Source organism: Nonomuraea sp. NPDC048882 (genome assembly GCF_040649755.1).
In the GTDB taxonomy this organism is placed as follows: domain Bacteria; phylum Actinomycetota; class Actinomycetes; order Streptosporangiales; family Streptosporangiaceae; genus Nonomuraea; species Nonomuraea maheshkhaliensis.
Genome location: NZ_JBEZGB010000004.1, coordinates 173861 through 188574, shown reverse-complemented (window position 1 = coordinate 188574; position 14714 = coordinate 173861). Strand labels below are relative to the sequence as shown.

16 protein-coding genes are annotated in these 14714 nt (G+C 69.2%); 8 read left to right on the top strand and 8 right to left on the bottom strand.

Going from position 1 to position 14714, the window contains the following annotated elements; all coding sequences use genetic code 11:
- The first annotated feature begins 80 nt into the window (after positions 1–80).
- Both AB0C27_RS15290 and AB0C27_RS15285 read left to right on the top strand, forming a co-directional pair.
- On the top strand, positions 81–524 hold the full coding sequence (locus AB0C27_RS15290; protein ID WP_346102875.1) for a carboxymuconolactone decarboxylase family protein: 444 nt from the start codon (positions 81–83) through the stop codon (positions 522–524).
- A gap of 311 nt (positions 525–835) precedes the next feature.
- A complete protein-coding gene (locus AB0C27_RS15285; RefSeq protein ID WP_357843542.1) occupies positions 836–997 on the top strand; it encodes a hypothetical protein in 162 nt (53 codons plus the stop codon).
- A gap of 28 nt (positions 998–1025) precedes the next feature.
- Here the strand turns inward: AB0C27_RS15285 and AB0C27_RS15280 are convergent, their stop codons facing one another.
- Entirely contained in the window at positions 1026–1646 is a 621-nt protein-coding gene (locus tag AB0C27_RS15280; protein ID WP_357843539.1) for a pyridoxamine 5'-phosphate oxidase family protein, read from the bottom strand.
- Between the two features lie 25 nt (positions 1647–1671).
- A complete protein-coding gene (locus tag AB0C27_RS15275) occupies positions 1672–2199 on the bottom strand; it encodes a helix-turn-helix domain-containing protein (RefSeq protein WP_357843536.1) in 528 nt (175 codons plus the stop codon).
- Between the two features lie 45 nt (positions 2200–2244).
- On the opposite strand from AB0C27_RS15275, the gene AB0C27_RS15270 reads away from it, so the two are divergent.
- Positions 2245–3588: an MFS transporter gene (locus tag AB0C27_RS15270; protein WP_357843533.1), complete on the top strand. Its 1344-nt coding sequence runs from the start codon at positions 2245–2247 to the stop codon at positions 3586–3588.
- Between the two features lie 26 nt (positions 3589–3614).
- On the opposite strand, the gene AB0C27_RS15265 is transcribed toward AB0C27_RS15270, so the two are convergent.
- Both AB0C27_RS15265 and AB0C27_RS15260 read right to left on the bottom strand, forming a co-directional pair.
- On the bottom strand, positions 3615–4700 hold the full coding sequence (locus tag AB0C27_RS15265) for a PrsW family intramembrane metalloprotease (RefSeq protein ID WP_357843530.1): 1086 nt from the start codon (positions 4698–4700) through the stop codon (positions 3615–3617).
- 59 nt (positions 4701–4759) lie between these two features.
- Complete coding sequence (locus tag AB0C27_RS15260; protein WP_357843527.1) at positions 4760–5971, bottom strand: amidohydrolase; 1212 nt, start codon at positions 5969–5971, stop codon at positions 4760–4762.
- Positions 5972–6008: 37 nt separating this feature from the next.
- Here AB0C27_RS15260 and AB0C27_RS15255 point away from each other — a divergent pair, with 37 nt between their 5' ends.
- From AB0C27_RS15255 to AB0C27_RS15245, 3 genes are all read left to right on the top strand, one after another.
- A complete protein-coding gene (locus AB0C27_RS15255; RefSeq protein ID WP_357843525.1) occupies positions 6009–6407 on the top strand; it encodes an ester cyclase in 399 nt (132 codons plus the stop codon).
- Between the two features lie 32 nt (positions 6408–6439).
- On the top strand, positions 6440–7033 hold the full coding sequence (locus tag AB0C27_RS15250) for a TIGR03618 family F420-dependent PPOX class oxidoreductase (RefSeq protein WP_357843522.1): 594 nt from the start codon (positions 6440–6442) through the stop codon (positions 7031–7033).
- A gap of 350 nt (positions 7034–7383) precedes the next feature.
- Entirely contained in the window at positions 7384–8229 is an 846-nt protein-coding gene (locus AB0C27_RS15245) for a glycerophosphodiester phosphodiesterase family protein (protein WP_357843519.1), read from the top strand.
- Between the two features lie 14 nt (positions 8230–8243).
- On the opposite strand, the gene AB0C27_RS15240 is transcribed toward AB0C27_RS15245, so the two are convergent.
- Positions 8244–8834: a hypothetical protein gene (locus AB0C27_RS15240; protein ID WP_357843516.1), complete on the bottom strand. Its 591-nt coding sequence runs from the start codon at positions 8832–8834 to the stop codon at positions 8244–8246.
- A 96-nt stretch (positions 8835–8930) separates the two neighbouring features.
- Here AB0C27_RS15240 and AB0C27_RS15235 point away from each other — a divergent pair, with 96 nt between their 5' ends.
- Positions 8931–10133 carry a leucine-rich repeat domain-containing protein gene (locus AB0C27_RS15235; protein WP_357843513.1) on the top strand — a complete coding sequence of 401 codons (1203 nt, stop codon included), beginning with the start codon at positions 8931–8933 and terminating at the stop codon, positions 10131–10133.
- Between the two features lie 147 nt (positions 10134–10280).
- Entirely contained in the window at positions 10281–10787 is a 507-nt protein-coding gene (locus tag AB0C27_RS15230) for a methylated-DNA--[protein]-cysteine S-methyltransferase (protein ID WP_357843510.1), read from the top strand.
- A gap of 186 nt (positions 10788–10973) precedes the next feature.
- Here AB0C27_RS15230 and AB0C27_RS15225 read toward each other — a convergent pair whose 3' ends face one another.
- The 3 genes from AB0C27_RS15225 to AB0C27_RS15215 all read right to left on the bottom strand — a co-directional run bounded on the left by AB0C27_RS15225 (position 10974) and on the right by AB0C27_RS15215 (position 14634).
- The gene (locus tag AB0C27_RS15225; protein WP_357843507.1) at positions 10974–12605 is read right to left on the bottom strand and encodes a hypothetical protein; all 1632 of its coding nucleotides are present in this window, start codon (positions 12603–12605) and stop codon (positions 10974–10976) included.
- Positions 12606–13279: 674 nt separating this feature from the next.
- The gene (locus AB0C27_RS15220) at positions 13280–13603 is read right to left on the bottom strand and encodes a helix-turn-helix transcriptional regulator (protein ID WP_357843504.1); all 324 of its coding nucleotides are present in this window, start codon (positions 13601–13603) and stop codon (positions 13280–13282) included.
- Positions 13600–14634 carry a site-specific integrase gene (locus AB0C27_RS15215; RefSeq protein ID WP_357845263.1) on the bottom strand — a complete coding sequence of 345 codons (1035 nt, stop codon included), beginning with the start codon at positions 14632–14634 and terminating at the stop codon, positions 13600–13602. The genes AB0C27_RS15220 and AB0C27_RS15215 overlap by 4 nt, the downstream gene beginning before the upstream one ends.
- Positions 14635–14714: the final 80 nt, after the last annotated feature.

The following is a 14714-nucleotide window of genomic DNA, read 5'->3' as shown; positions in this document are numbered from 1 at the left end:
CGAACCTTTTTCGCCGGAGCTGTCACAACGGGACCCGCTGTCCTGTCCTAGCTGGCACCGACGAGAATACGGAGGTTCCCATGAGCCAGAGGCTTGACGTCTCCAAGCACGTTCCCGAGATCTACCGCCACTTCTTCGCGGTGGAGAAGCTGCTGCACGACAGCGAACTGCCCGCGGCTACGCTGGAACTGGTCAAGCTGCGGGCCAGCCAGATCAACGGCTGCGCCTACTGCGTCGACATGCACAGCAGAGACATGAAGAAGTCCGGCGAGAGCGACGAGCGGCTGTGGATGGTGGCGGCGTGGCGAGAGGCCACGGTGTTCACCCCGGCCGAGCGGGCGGCGCTGGCGCTGACGGAGGAGGCGACCAGGATCGCCGACCGCGCCGTCGTGGCCGACGACGTGTGGCGGCGCGCGGCCGAGTTCTACAGCGAGGAGCAGCTCGCGGTGCTGGTCGTGGCCATCGCCATGATCAACACGTGGAACCGGATCAACGTGACCGCGCGGGTCGCGCCGCCCGTGTGAACCCAGCCGAGTCCGCAGAAATGCATTGAGCGGACGCCCGGGCCCGGTTAGGTTGACGCGCATGGCGGGTGCGGACCCCGCCCGCCATGCCGTCGCCCGGACGGAAGGGGGAGCTCCATGAAACGCGTCAGAGTCAGGAAGCAGGCCGCGAGGCGGCGCCGCCGGCTGACGGTCGAGCTGGATCTGCGTACGCCGTCCGGCCGCGATCTTCCCTACTGAGGTGCTCCTTACACCGAACTTACGGGGGTATCTGTAGATAACATAGGTAACAAGAACATCACGGGGGGCTCACGATGAACAGGCTTGTGGCAGTGCCGCCACACATCGCCAGGCACAAGATCCGCGACATCCGCTCGGTGGATCGCCGCAAGCGACCCGCAGAACCCGCGCCGGCCGACCCGGTGATCGATCTGCGTGCCTACGCGGGCAGAAACGTCATCCGCTTCCCCGGCGGCCCCACGCCGGCCGCCTGAGAACGCGGTGAAGACGTAAGACGGGCCGTCAGCCGTACAGGCGCTTGGCGTACGTCTCGCCGTAATAGCTTTCGAGCTCTTCGAGGCTCTCTTCCACCTTCTGCGTCTCCTTGACCAGCTTGGCATGGGACGGCAGCGCGTCGGTGGTCCAGTTCTCCGGCTTCCACAAGGACGAGCGCATGAACGCCTTGGCACAGTGGAAGAAGATCTGCTCGATCTCGACCACGAGCGCCAGGTCCGGCCGGTGCCCCTTGACGATCAGCTCGTCGAAGAAGGGCGCCTCGCGCACGAGCCGGGCCCGGCCGTTGATCCGCAGCGTCTCGTTGCGGCCGGGGATCAGGAAGATCAGCCCGACGTGCGGGTTTCTCAGGACGTTGAGGAATCCGTCCGCCCTGCGGTTGCCGGGGCGGTCCGGGATCGCGATCGTGGTGTCGTCGATGACGTGCGCGAACCCCGCCGGATCGCCCTTGGGCGAGACGTCGCAGGTGCCGTCGGCGCCGGACGTGGCGATGAGGCAGAACGGCGAGGCCGCCAGCCACTCCCGGTCGCGCTCGTGCAGGAGCATCCGTTCCTTGGTCGCGGCCCTCGGCATGACCTCGCCGAGCAGCTCGCGCAACTCGGCCTCCGACTCGATCTCCGCCCAGCTCATGCGATCTCCATTCGGGGTGTTTCGCTTATTTTGTCAGGAGCGGGGTCAGTAGCCGATGGGGTTTTCGCAGGGCGAGACTCACCTGGTCCTGCCGGGTGTCGTCGCGCAGCCCGGGCCCGGGGCGGACCTCGATCTCCTCGATCGGCACACCCCTGCCGCAGGCGGCACAGAACGACACGTCGTCGAGCCTGGTGCCGCAGGACACGTGGTGGTACAGCCGGCGAGGGCCGTTGGCGGCGAGGTGGCGCTCACCCCACGCGCCCAGTGACAGCACGGGGATCCAGAGCCCGCGCCCGACCGGGGTCAGGACGTATTCGTCGCGCGGAGGCGCGTCCTGGTAGCGGCGTCGTTCGAGGACGCCCGCCGCGACGAGCGCCGACAGCCGCTGGGACAGCACGGCCTTGGGGATGTCGAGGTGGGCCTGGAAATCGCCGAAGCGGCGCACGCCGTACATGGCGTCGCGGATCACGAGCAGCGTCCATCGCTCGCCGATCACTTCCAGGGCACTGGCCAGTGAGCAGTCCTGGCCGTCGTAGTTCTTGCCGAGCGCCATGAGCCCATGTTAGTTCATTCACCGAACCGTGGTAGCCTGCGCGCCATGAGTTCAGTGACCGAACCGACACGTGTGCCTCCGTACACGCTGGCCGTGGCCTCGTCGGCGCCGCTGCTGGTGATGGCCTCTTTCACGCTGCCGATGGTGACGCTGCCGCAGATCTCCCGATCGCTCGGCGCCGGTCCGACGGGGCCCGTGTGGATCTTGGGCTCCATCGCGCTCGGGCTCGCCTCGCTGCTGCTGGTCGCCGGTGGTCTGGCCGACGACTACGGGCGCCGGCGGGTGCTGGTGACGGGCACAGGCGTGCTGGCCGCCTCCAGCGTGGCGGCGGCGCTGAGCACGAACGTCGCCGAGTTCGTGCTGGCCAGGCTGGTGCAGGGCGGGGCGAGCGCGGCGATGCTGGCCGCCAGCCTCGGCATCGTGGGGCACGCCTATCCGGCGGGATCCGAGCGCGTGCGGGCCACCGGACGGTACGGGGCCATGATCGGGCTGGGCACCCTGGCGGGGCCGCTCGTGTCGGGGCTGGGGTATTCGGTGATGAGCTGGCGGGCGACGTACTGGCTGATGGGGTTGTCCGCGCTGCTGCTGACGCTCGCCTCGGCCCGCGTGCTGCGGGAGTCGGGCGGGACGGTGCCGCGCAGGTTCGACCTGCCGGGGGTGGTGCTACTCAGTCTGGGCATCGCGGCGCTGGTCGCGGGGGTGACCGAGGGGCGTGTGGGGTGGTCGCGGCCGGTCGTGCTGGTGGCGTTCGCCCTGGCCGCGGCGCTGATCGCGGCGTTCGTGGCGGTGGAGCGGCGGCGGCCGGAGCCGCTGCTGGACCTGCGGCTGTTCGGCCGGGCGGAGTTCCTGGTGGCGACCGCGGGCGCGCTGGTGGTCGGGGTGGCCATCGTCGGGCTGATCGGCTATCTGCCGACCGTGCTGGAGGCGGCCCACGGGCTGACACCGCTGGACGCGGGGCTGCTGCTGAGCGTCTGGGCGGGGCTGTCGTTCGTGTCGTCGCTGCTGGCCAGGCACGTACGGCTGGGCACGGCCGCCCGGCTGGCCCTCGGCTTCGGGCTCAGCGCGGCCGGGTTCACCGGGCTGCTGGCCACGGGCGCGTCACTGTCACTGCCGCTGGTCGTCGCCGGGCTGGCCGTGAGCGGCGTGGGATCGGGGCTGATCAACTCCTCGATCACCCATCTGGCCATCGAGAGCGTGCCCGCGCACCGGGTCTCCATGGGGTCGGGGGCGAACAACACCGCCAGGTCCTTCGGCTCCTCGCTGGGGTCGGCCGGGATGGCGGCGTCCGTCGGGGGCTTCGGGCTCGCGCAGGGAACGGCCGTCGCGGTGGGGGCCTGCGTGGCGCTCACGGGCGTAGCCGCCCTCGCCGCCCTGCGGGTCCGCTCGTAAGTCATCCCCCTTCGTCGTTGAGAGCGTCACCAGCGGCGGGCCTGGGCCATCGCGCCGAGGAGGGCGTCGCGTTCCAGCGCGAACCTGCGCGGGTCCATCCCTTGGCGCTCGGCCCGCAGGTGCAGCAGGGTCAGCTCGGTCGCCGCCTGCTGGTAGTCGCCCATCGCCCGGCCGAGCCCCGCTCCCCTGGCCCACTTGCGGGCCGCCTTGCGCGTGGGCAGCGTGGTCAGCATCCGGACGTCGGCGTCGGTGACCAGCCCGGTCTGCTGGTAGGCGGGCAGGTAGTAGGCCATCCTGGCGACGAGGTGGCGGCGTTCGACCACGGTCACGACGATGAGCAGCACCAGCGCCGCCATGATCACCAGGTAGGCCGCGCCCAGCCAGGACAGCGAGTTGGTGGTGGCGGCGCCGTTCCAGAGGCCGTGCAGGAAGACCGCGGCGCAGTAGCCGAGCGGGATCGCGGCGTACCTGAACGCCGTGCGCCGGGTCAGCGCGTACGCGACGCCGAGCCCGATCATGGAGGTGTAGATCGGATGGCCGAGCGGGTCGATCAGCCCGCGCAGCACGAAGAGCTGCACCGCGCCGCCCGCACCGTCCTCCCCGAACGCGAGCAGGTAGTAGCCCACGTTCTCCACGGCCGCGAAGCCGAGGCCGGCCATGGAGGCGTAGACGATGCCGTCGGTCAGGCCGTCGATCTCGACCCGGCGGCGCAGCAGGAGCAGCAGCGCCGAGCCCTTCAGCGCCTCCTCGATCACCGGCGCCAGCACGACGGTGCCGATGTTCTCGACCGCGGACGACGTGTAGCCGGCCCGGAGGAACAACTGCTGGCCGGCCAGCGTCAGCGCGATCCCCGCGACGATGGCCACCCCCGCTCCCCACGCGAAGGCGAAGGCGAGGTTGAGCTTCGGCTCGGGTTCGAGCCGGTCGAGCGAGAGCACGGCCGCGAGCAGCACCGGCAGCGGCGCCACGGCCAGCAGCGCGGACAGGCCGAACCCGATGGGACCGCCGGAGAGCAGCATGACGGCCAGCACGATCAGGGCGAGGACGCCGGAGACGACCAGTCCGATCAGCAGGGCCTTACTGGGACGCTGAACGAGCAACGGAGCAGTCATGGTGGTGCCTCTTTTCCCTTCGGCTCCGCCCACTATGCGTGCCGCGTATCTACAGCCGCTTAACGATCGCTTGATTCGCGGTAGTACGGGTCTGCGACCACGGGCTCACCCTCGGTGTACGCATACACCTCCCGGCCGGAGACGAATACTCTCAGCGCCCGGCTCATGACGTCCAGTGGATCGCCCGACCAGATGACCACGTCCCCGTCGAGCCCCGGCCGCAGCGCGCCGACCCGGTCGTCCAGGCCCATGATCCGGGCCGGGTTCACGGTGATCGAGCGCAGCGCCTCGTCGCGGTCGAGCCCTTCCTTGACCGCCAGCGTGGCCTGGTGGACGAGGAAGTGGATGGGCACGACGGGATGGTCGGTGGTGATCGCCACCTCGACCCCGGCGCGGGCCAGGATGCCCGGGTTGCGCAGGCTGCGCTGCCGCAGCTCCACCTTCGACCGGCTGGTGAACAGCGGGCCGATGATCACCGGCACGTTCCGCTCGGCCAGCGTGTCGGCCAGCAGGTGCCCCTCCGTACCGTGGTTGATCACCAGGCGGTAGCCGAACTCGCCGGCCAGCCTGAGCGCGGTGGCGATGTCGTCGGCGCGGTGGGTGTGCTGGCACCACGGCAGCTCGCCGTCCAGCACCCGGACCAGGACCTCCAGCGTGCCGTCACGATCGAACGGCTTGCCCTCCGCCTCAGCGGCCGACCTCTTGGCCTTGTAGTCCTGCGCCTTCATGAACGCGTCGCGGATCACGGCGGCCACGCCCTGGCGGGTGGACGGCAGCTTCTTCTGGTCGCCGTACACGCGCTTGGGGTTCTCACCGAGCGCGCTCTTGACGCTCACCGGCTCCCGCAGCAGCATCTCGTCCACGGACCTGCCCCAGCACTTGATCGCGACCGTCTGGCCGCCGATCGGGTTGCCGGAGCCCGGCTTGATCACGGCGGTCGTCACGCCGCCCGACAGCGCGTCGCCGAAGGCCAGGTCGGCCGGGTTGATGGCGTCGAGCGCGCGCAGGCGGGCGCCGTTGGGGTCGGTCATCTCGTTGGTGTCCTGACCGGCCCAACCCTCGGCCTCCTCGTAGACGCCGAGGTGTCCGTGAGCCTCCACGAAGCCGGGCAGCACCCAGTCGCCCGCGGCGTCGACCACCGTGGTCCCCTCGGGCACCTGCACGTCCCGGCCGACCGCGATGATCTTCCCGTCCTGGATGAGGACGGTTCCGCCGTCGATGGGGTCGCCGTCGACGGGTACGACATATCCGCTGGTGATAGCAAGATTCATGACTCGTAAACTATCGGGGAGTGGGTAGCGGGCCATCATGACCTCACAGCTGTACCGCCGATGGCTGCTCGAACTCTGGAACGGCGACTTCGGCCTGGCCCGCGAACTGGTCACCCCGTCCTTCGCCGGCCACTGGCCCGGCATGGAGGTGTCGGGGCCGGAAGGGCTGGTCGAGGCACTGGAGCAGGCGCACGCGCCGTTCGCCGACGTCAAGGTCAGCCTGGACGTGGGACCGATCGTGGACGGCGACCTCGTGTCGGCGCGGTGGACGTTCGCGGGGACGTACCGGGGCGGGCTGCCCGGCGCGACGGCGGCGGAGGGGACCAGGATCGCCTTCAGCGGTCACGACATTCTGCGGGCCGAGGACGGCAGGTTCGCGGAGTACTGGGTGATCTCCGATGCCCAGACCTTCATGCGACAGCTCGGTATAGGTTGATAATTCCTGATTTCTGAGCGCGAGGGTGGTGCATGTCCTCCGAGATCCACGGCCCCGGCGCGGGCCCGGCCCCACGACCGCTGGGGGACGAGGAGCTGACGGGCCTGCTGGCCAAGCAGCAGTTCGGCGCGCTGTCCACCGACCAGGGCGGCGGGGACCCGCAGATGTCCACCGTGCTCTACACCTGGGACCCCGAGCAGCGCGTGGTACGGATCTCCACCAAGGCCGACCGGCCCAAAGTCCGCCAGCTGCACAAGGACCCGCGCTGCGCGCTCTACGTGGCCAGCGACGACTTCTGGTCGTACGCCGTGGCGGAGGGCCAGGCGGAGCTGTCGCCGGTGACCGCGGAACCGGGTGACGAGGTGGGCCTCGAACTGCTGGCCATGCGGCCGGCGTTCGCCGCACCGGCCGACGCGCAGACGTTCCTGCGGCAGATGGTGGCGGATCGGCGGCTGGTGATCAGGCTCAGAGTCTCGAATCTGTACGGGACCGCGCTGTCGGGCCTGCCTGATCAGCCCGACCTGCCCGGTCTACCTGGTTTGCCCGGCCAGTCCGGTCACCCTGGCGCGCCCGGTCAACCCGGCCTTCCTGGCCTCCCTGACCTGTCCGGCTTGTCCGGCGGGTGAGGCCACGGCGAGCGCAGCCGTCCACCTGATCGCCAACCTCCCGCCCCACCCTGACAGCACCGCGCGTACCGAATGCCCGCGCGAATGCTCGCGTATCGAACGCCCGAGCGTCGCATAGCCGCCCACCGCATACCCGCACGTCCCATACCCGCGCGCCGCATACCCGCACGTCCCATACCCGCGCGCCGCATACCCGCACGTCCCATACCCGCACGCCACATGCTCGTCTGCCGGATGCTCGCGTGTCGAATGCTCACCCGCAGGGCATCCCAGGGCTACTCTTCTCTCAACTTCAAGTCACGAGACGTTGTCATCGTCGAGTCGTTGTCTCTCCCCAGCTGAGGAGACCCATGTTCAGGCGACTCGCCGTCACCGTCTCGACCTCCCTCACCCTCCTGATCACCACCACGGCCCTGCCCGCCCACGCGGAGACCACCACTTTCGCGGACACTCCCACCATCGTGGCCCACCGCGGCGCCTCCGCCTACGCCCCCGAAAACACCATCGCCGCGTTCGAACTGGCCGCCACGATGGACGCCGACATGTTCGAACTCGACGTCCAGGAGACCAAGGACCACCAACTGGTCCTGATGCACGACACGACCCTGACCAGGACGACCGACGCCGAACGGGTCTTCCCCGGCCTGTCTCCCTGGAACGTCGGCGACCTCACCCTCGCCCAGATCCGCCGCCTGGACGCCGGTTCGTGGCTGTCCGGCGAGTACGACGGCGAGCGCGTCCCCACCCTCGCCGAGGCCCTGCGCGCGATGAGCGGTTCCGGGCTCGCGCTGCTGCTCGAAGTCAAGTCACCCGGCCTCTACCCCGGCATCGAGGCCCGCATCGCCGACGAACTGCGGCGTTCCCCCTGGTGGCTGGAGCCGGGACGGCTGGTGGTGCAGTCGTTCGACTGGGACTCGATGCGCGCCTTCGACCGGCTGCTGCCCGGAACGCCGATCGGCCTGCTCGGCACACCGTCCACCGGGCAACTGCCCGCCCTGGCCAGGTTCGCCGACCACATCAACCCGCCGTACACCACACTCACGGCCGCGTACGTGCGCCGCGTCCACTCTCTCGGCATGGACGTCCTCACTTGGACCGTCGACAGCCCCGCGACCATGCGCCTCATGCTCTCCCACGGGGTGGACGGCATCATCACCAACAGACCGGACGTCCTCCACGACCTGATCACCGCCTGACGATCACCCACGAATCACGGCGTGCGACCGGCGAGCTGGGCCGACGCGTGGGCCCGATCCCACGCCCACCGCAACGCAACCCAGAACACCACCGCATACCCGCCGAACATCCCCAGCAGCAACACCATCAACGCCTGCTCCGGCAACCCGGTCGCGTCCATCGCGTAATCGATCACGGCCACGTAGTCGCGTTCGGCCCAGTGCCAGATCACGTACACGAAGAGCTGCAACAACGGGCTGACCACGAACGCGGTCACTGCCACCGTCACAAGCACCCGCCCCCGCCCAACCCGGTCACCCCCACTCTGACCACGCGACCCCTGATCACTTCCAGCCCGATCACGGCGGCCCCGGCCACTCCTGCTCCGGGCCGCCAACAGCCCGATAGCCGTCCACGCCACCACCTGGGTAGCCACCACACCGGAGACAGCAACCAGAACATTGCCCCACGGATCCGGCGCATCCCTGTGGTAGTCGATGCAACAATCCAGCCCGACGATCATGTCCTCATTGCCGATCAACCAGGCCACCACCACCATCGCCAGCCGATGCACCCCGTACAACAGCGCCCCGAACCCCACGGCGAGAACCGCGATCCGCCTCATAAGTCGGAGCATGACCGACACACCCCACCAGGTCCAGCGCGCATAGGGTGTCGCGTGATGATCACACAACCACCTGAGCCGCCCTACATCACGGCCTTGCGACCCAAGTTGGCGACAACGTCGGAAGCTCGGGCATGGCAAGCCGTACGAGAACTGGCCCGGCATCCGGCGCCCGCCGGTCAGGCGCGTACGGCGCTGACGCTGGCCGGCCAGTTCGCGGCCAAGCTGACCTCGCCGCACACCGACAAGCTGCTGAAGCTATGGCCGGAGTCGACCGATCCCGAGGCATTCGCGGAGTTGGTGCTGACGCCCGCGTTCGTACGGGAAGGGCGTACTGAGCTGACGTTGACCAAGGTCGCTTCCGTCCCGGGCCTGCGCCACCTGACCGCCCTGCGCTCCTTGCGCTTCGAACGCTGCCGGAACCTGTCCGACCTCTCCGAGCTCGCCGGGCTGACCGGCCTGACGGAACTCGACCTGAGCGGCTGCGTGTCGGTCACGGACGTGGAGCCGCTGGCCGGTCTGACCGCATTGAGCAGCCTCGACTTGCAAGGCTGCTCCCTGGTGTCGGACATCTCCCCGCTGATGAGGCTGCACGAGCTGCGCACCCTGGACCTCATGGGAACCTCGGTGGCGAGCCTCGACGGCATCGCGGAGGGCATGCCCCGGCTGGAGGACCTCAATCTGCAGTCCTGCCGTGCCCTCCGGGACATCGCACCCCTGTCGGGTCTGCGGCACCTGACCGCGTTGTGGCTCAGCGGCAGCCCGAACCTGAACGGTCTCGACGGCCTGGGCCACCATCCGCATGTGACCTCGCTCGGCGCCCCGACCTGCCCGCTCACCGATCTGAGCGCGTTGTCCCGCCTGCCGACGCTGACTGAGATCACCATCTTCAAGCGTAACCGGCTCACCTCGCTGAACGGGCTCGAAGGGCATCCGTCGATCAGAACGGTCCATCTGGTCGAGACCGAACGTCTCAAGGACCATTCCGCCCTGGCCACCATGCCCGTCCTCCGCGAGCTGAGCCTCCACCGACTGCACCACCTCACCGATTTATCCGCCTTCAGCGGCCTGTCGCACCTGGAGCGGCTCGTCATCCACCAGGGCCGGCAACTGCGCAGCCTGGGCGCAATCGAGCTTCCGGCGCTGCGCTCCTTGAGCCTGTACGGCTGCGAGTCCTTGACGGATCTCGGCGACTTGTCCGGACTGCCGGCGCTGTCCAAGGTCCTGATCCATGACTGTCCGAAGCTGCCCGCCACCACAGCCGCCGACCTCGTGGCCTCGGGCATCGAGGCGCTCTAGTACTGAGCGGGAAGCCGCTACCCAGCCATGGTGATCACGTCCGATTTCCGCCAGCCGAGACACCCTGCCACCAGCGATGCTGGAAGCGTGGGAACGGAATCAATTTCGCCGACACCCCCTCGCACTCACGGAACGAAGGGAGGCACGATGCCCCTGACCGGGCACAGGACCCACACGGTGGTGGACAGCCCCGTCGGCCCTCTCACCCTCGTCGCGATCGACGGAACCCTCACGGGCCTCTACATGCGCCGCCAGCGCCACCGCCCTCCCGAGGAGACCTTCGGCGTACCGGACCCGGAGCCGTTCACCGAGGTCATCACCCAGCTCCGGGCCTACTTCGAGGGCCGTCTGACCAGCTTCGACCTGCCCATGGTCTTCAACGGCACCCCGTTCCAGCAACAGGTCTGGACGGCCCTGCAAGAGATCCCGTACGGCGAGACGATCAGCTACGCCCAGCTCGCCGACCGCATCGGCCGCCCGACCGCCGCCCGAGCCGTGGGCCTGGCCAACGGCAAGAACCCCATCGGCATCATCGTCCCCTGCCACCGCGTCGTGGGCTCCACCGGCGACCTCACCGGCTACGGCGGCGGCCTGCCCACCAAACGCCACCTCCTCGCCTTCGAAGCCGGCACCCTCGACTCCACCCTCTTCTGACCCTTGGCTCCTGTGACGCTTCTTCAGGATGATGGCCGAATCCAAGGGTGGCATCCCGAAACCTGCCGATCAGAGGCCCGGCATTCCCCCTTGCACAAGTTAAGGGCAGAAAGCGAACAGTATGCCCGCTTTCTGCCCTTAATCAGGCGTTCTCGCCTACGCCACCAAGGTACTGGGGGAGATCACTTATTCGGAGGGTGCGGTATTCCCCCGCTGGAGGTCCTCAGCTCGGGCGGCGAGGTAGACGCTCCAGTCTCGTTTGGCGATATCGGCCCATCGGACGGCGGTGTTGATGTGCAGGCCGAGGATGTCGGCAAGGACCGGTGGGGGGATGTCCTCGACCAGGGCGATGAGGGCGGCGTTTCGGGCCGGGCGGGCGTCGATGCCGTGCTCGAGTAGCTTGCGGCTGAACCCTGACGGGCCGGCGGGCTGACCAGGGACGCGGCCGGGAAACAGCCAGGTGACCGGGACGGCCATGCGGCTGCGGTTGACCGGGGCGGCGGCCAGCTGGCGCAGGAGGGCTGCGAGGCGGGGCGGGATGAGCAGCGGATGGCGTCCAATGTCCAGGTAGGTGCCGTCGTCGTGATCTCGTAGGTGCTCGCCGCGCAGCTTTCTGATGCGTGAGGTGGGCATGCCGAACAGCAGCAGCAACGCTCCGGCGGCTCGGACGTCGAGCGGCAGGGCGCTGTCGGTGAGGCAGCGCTGGAGCTGGTCCCAGCGCTCTTGCTCATCCAGGATGTGGGCCGGGTCCTGGCGAGGGATGGCCGGGATGCTCAGACGAGGAGCGATGCCGCGGTCCGCGGCCCAGCCCAGGAAGTAGCGGATGGTGTAGTTGCGGGTGTTGCCGACGGCCAGCCAGCGGTCCAGGTCGGACTGGGTGAGGGTGGCTAGGCTGATGCCGTGCTCGTCGAGCCAGGTCAGCAGTTCCAGTGCGATGCGGATCCAGGTGCGTAGGAACGCGCCCGTGCTGGCAGGCTGCCGGCGCTGCGTGGCTCGGCGGCGGGCGCGTTTGAGCAGGAACCAATGGACATAGGGGCGGACCAGGCGGCCGTGCTCGGCGGGACGGCCGGCCAGGAGCGTGTTCAGCCAGGCGGGGATGCGGTCGAGGTCTTCGTGGCGCTCGGGCAGCACGCCGGCGTGCACCAGGGCCTGGCGGACGTAGTGCTCGTAGCGGCCGGGCGGGAGTTCGTCGAGCAAGTCGTGGGTGATCGTCTGGCCGCTGGCCGCCAGTTCGGCGAGCAGGCGGGCGTTCGGGCTGCGGTGGAGCCAGCACAGCACTGCGCGGGCGTCATCGGCGCTGGCCATGGCCTTCACCAGGGGCTGCAATTGGGCGCTGACCTGACCGTCGGGGCCGGCCAGGTGCTGTTGGAGGCGGACCTGCAAGATGCAGCGGGGGCAGCGGCCGTCGGCGTAGAGGCGTCCTCCGGCGCCGCAGCCGGGGCAGATGTAGGCGCCGGGCAGTCCGGCGCAGGGTCCGCAGATTTCCTCACCGTCATCGCCGCGGGCGATCAGGGGCTGGCTGCTGCCGCAGGTGGCGCACTGCTCGGGGTGATCCAGCACCCGGACGTAGCAGGCCGGGCAGACCGGCCCGAGCGGCCAGTAGGCGTGGACCCGTCGTAGCTGGTCGCAGAGTGCGCAGGGGGTCTGTCTGTGGGGGCGGCATGAGCGGCAGACGAAGCCGTACTCGGCGTTGTTGGAGCCGGGCTTGACCTGGTGGCAGATCGAGCATTCGGCCGGCGGCGGCAGGTTGCAGCTTTCACAGATGTCGGGGCTGTCGGCGGTGGCCCGCCGGCCGATGATCCGCTGTTTGCCGCACATGCCGCAGGTCCGCCTCGGCTGGCGAAGCCGCCGGTAACAGGACTGGCAAAGGACGGCGTCGGCGTCATTGACCTTGGCCGGGCCCACTCGTCCGCAGGCGGTGCAGGTGCGCGCGGGAGCCGTCCAGCAGTTCAGGCATAAGGCTTGGCCGTCCGGCTGCCGGGTGACAGGCATGCGCGTGTGTCCGCAGCCCGCGCACTCCTCGACGACCTGAGGGTCGACGCGGTAGCACGCGGCGCAGATGCCGCCCTCTGGGCGGCGGGCCAGGATGCGCGCGGTCCGGCCGCAGCGGCTGCAGGTCTTCTTGTCGCCCCGGGCGCCGCAGGCTTGGCAGACGCGCCCGCCAAGCCCGAATCGAGGCAGATCGATCCCGGTGCGGCCGCACTGCGAGCAGCCTGGGACGACGGCTTCGGAGCATCCGGCCTCCCGCAGGGCATGCGCGAGGCGCACCACCACGGCCGGACAGCGCGGATCAGCGGAGATTAGGGCGTCAGGGTGAGCGGCCAGGTGCTCATCCAGAGCGCGCAGCGGAATGCCTCGATCTGCGCCGATCTCTGCTAGCGCCTGCCTGGCTGCGGCTTGGTCGAGCCCTGGTAGGCGGGCGGTCAGCGTGGCGGTGATCCGTTCCCGGCGTTCCTGCCGCTCTTCGGCCCGTCGCTGGTCGCGGGCCCGGCTCATGAGCCGGGGCGGCGGATCTGGGTCCGCCGGTGCTGGGGCAGCGACGGTGGCTGGCTGCCGTCGGCGGTCTTGGGGACTTGGGTGTTGACCGCGTCGATGTGGATCAGGTCGTTCGGGGTGCACTCCAGGATGTCGCAGAGCGCGGCCAGGGTGTCCATCGACAACCGTTGCGGTGGCTGGGTGACCAGCCGGAACACCTGCTCACGAGACAAGTGGACGCCGCGCTCGGCCAGCGGCGCGACCAGGTCGGTTGTCTGGAACATGTCCCGGGTGGCCATCAGCTTGCGCAGGTTCCAGACGATGCCCATCTTCTTGATCACTCGTTCTCCCAAAGGTCGGGGTGGCGGCCCTGCAGCGCGCGTCTCACCAGCCGGTTGCGGTACTCGTCCGAGATGCCGGTGTAGATCGCCGTGGTGCTCGCGTACTCGTGTCCGACCTGCAGTGACACGAACCGCTCGGGGTAGTCGAACTCCACCAGGTGCGTCACGTAGCTGTGCCGCAGCGAGTGCAGATCAAGCTCGGGCGGCAGGTTGGCCGCATCGCGAGCCTGGGCGAAGGCGGTGTTGAGGCCCCGTAGCGACATGCGGCCAGCCCGCTCGGTGACGAACAGGGCGGGCAACCGCCCCGGGGAGAATGACGGCCGGACGTCGGTGATCCAGTCGTCGAGCACGTCGACGATCCAGTCCATCTCCTGGACCGTCAGCACGGTGCGGCGCTTGGGCGGGCTGCCGCGTGAGGCTTTGCCGTAGCGGACGTATAACCCGCCATACTGCCGGAACTGGGGCATTTTCGGGGCGCGCCGCAGATCTCCCAGATCCAGCATGCGGGCCTCGTTGCGGCGCAGGCCGAACGCATAGATGGTCTTGAGCAGGGCTGCGTCCCGCCGCGCGGTGAGGCTGCCTTTGCGGCCGAGGGCCTGGGTTTGCTCGACTCGTGCGTCGACGGCGTCGAACAGGGCCTGGACCTCATCGAAGGTCAGCGGGCGCCGTCCCGGCTGCCCCTCGTACTCGGCGACGTGCGCGACCCGGTTGTCCTCGGTGAAGATCTGCTGCGGTGTCATCCCGAAGCGGCGTTCGCACTCCTCCGGCCAGCCGTAACGCCGGTCGATGAGGTAATTCATGAACAGCGCCAGCGTCGTCTCATAACCGCGGCCGGTCGACATCGCGATCGGCCGTGACCGGTTCGGGGAGCGCAGGTGGGCGATGAAGTCCTCGGCGTCGGCCGGTCGCCATTGCCAGGGGTAGGCGTTGGTGAACTCCACCAGCCGCCGCACCATCGACAACCGCGGACTGATCGTGGCCTTCTCGCTCAGGAAGCGGGTCCGATGCTGACGCGCCCACCCCGCCAGCATCGCCTCCAAGACGGCCTGCTCCGGGTCGAGCGGGACGACGCCTTCGACCAGTTCCAGATGTGCCGCGCTAGGCAGATCAG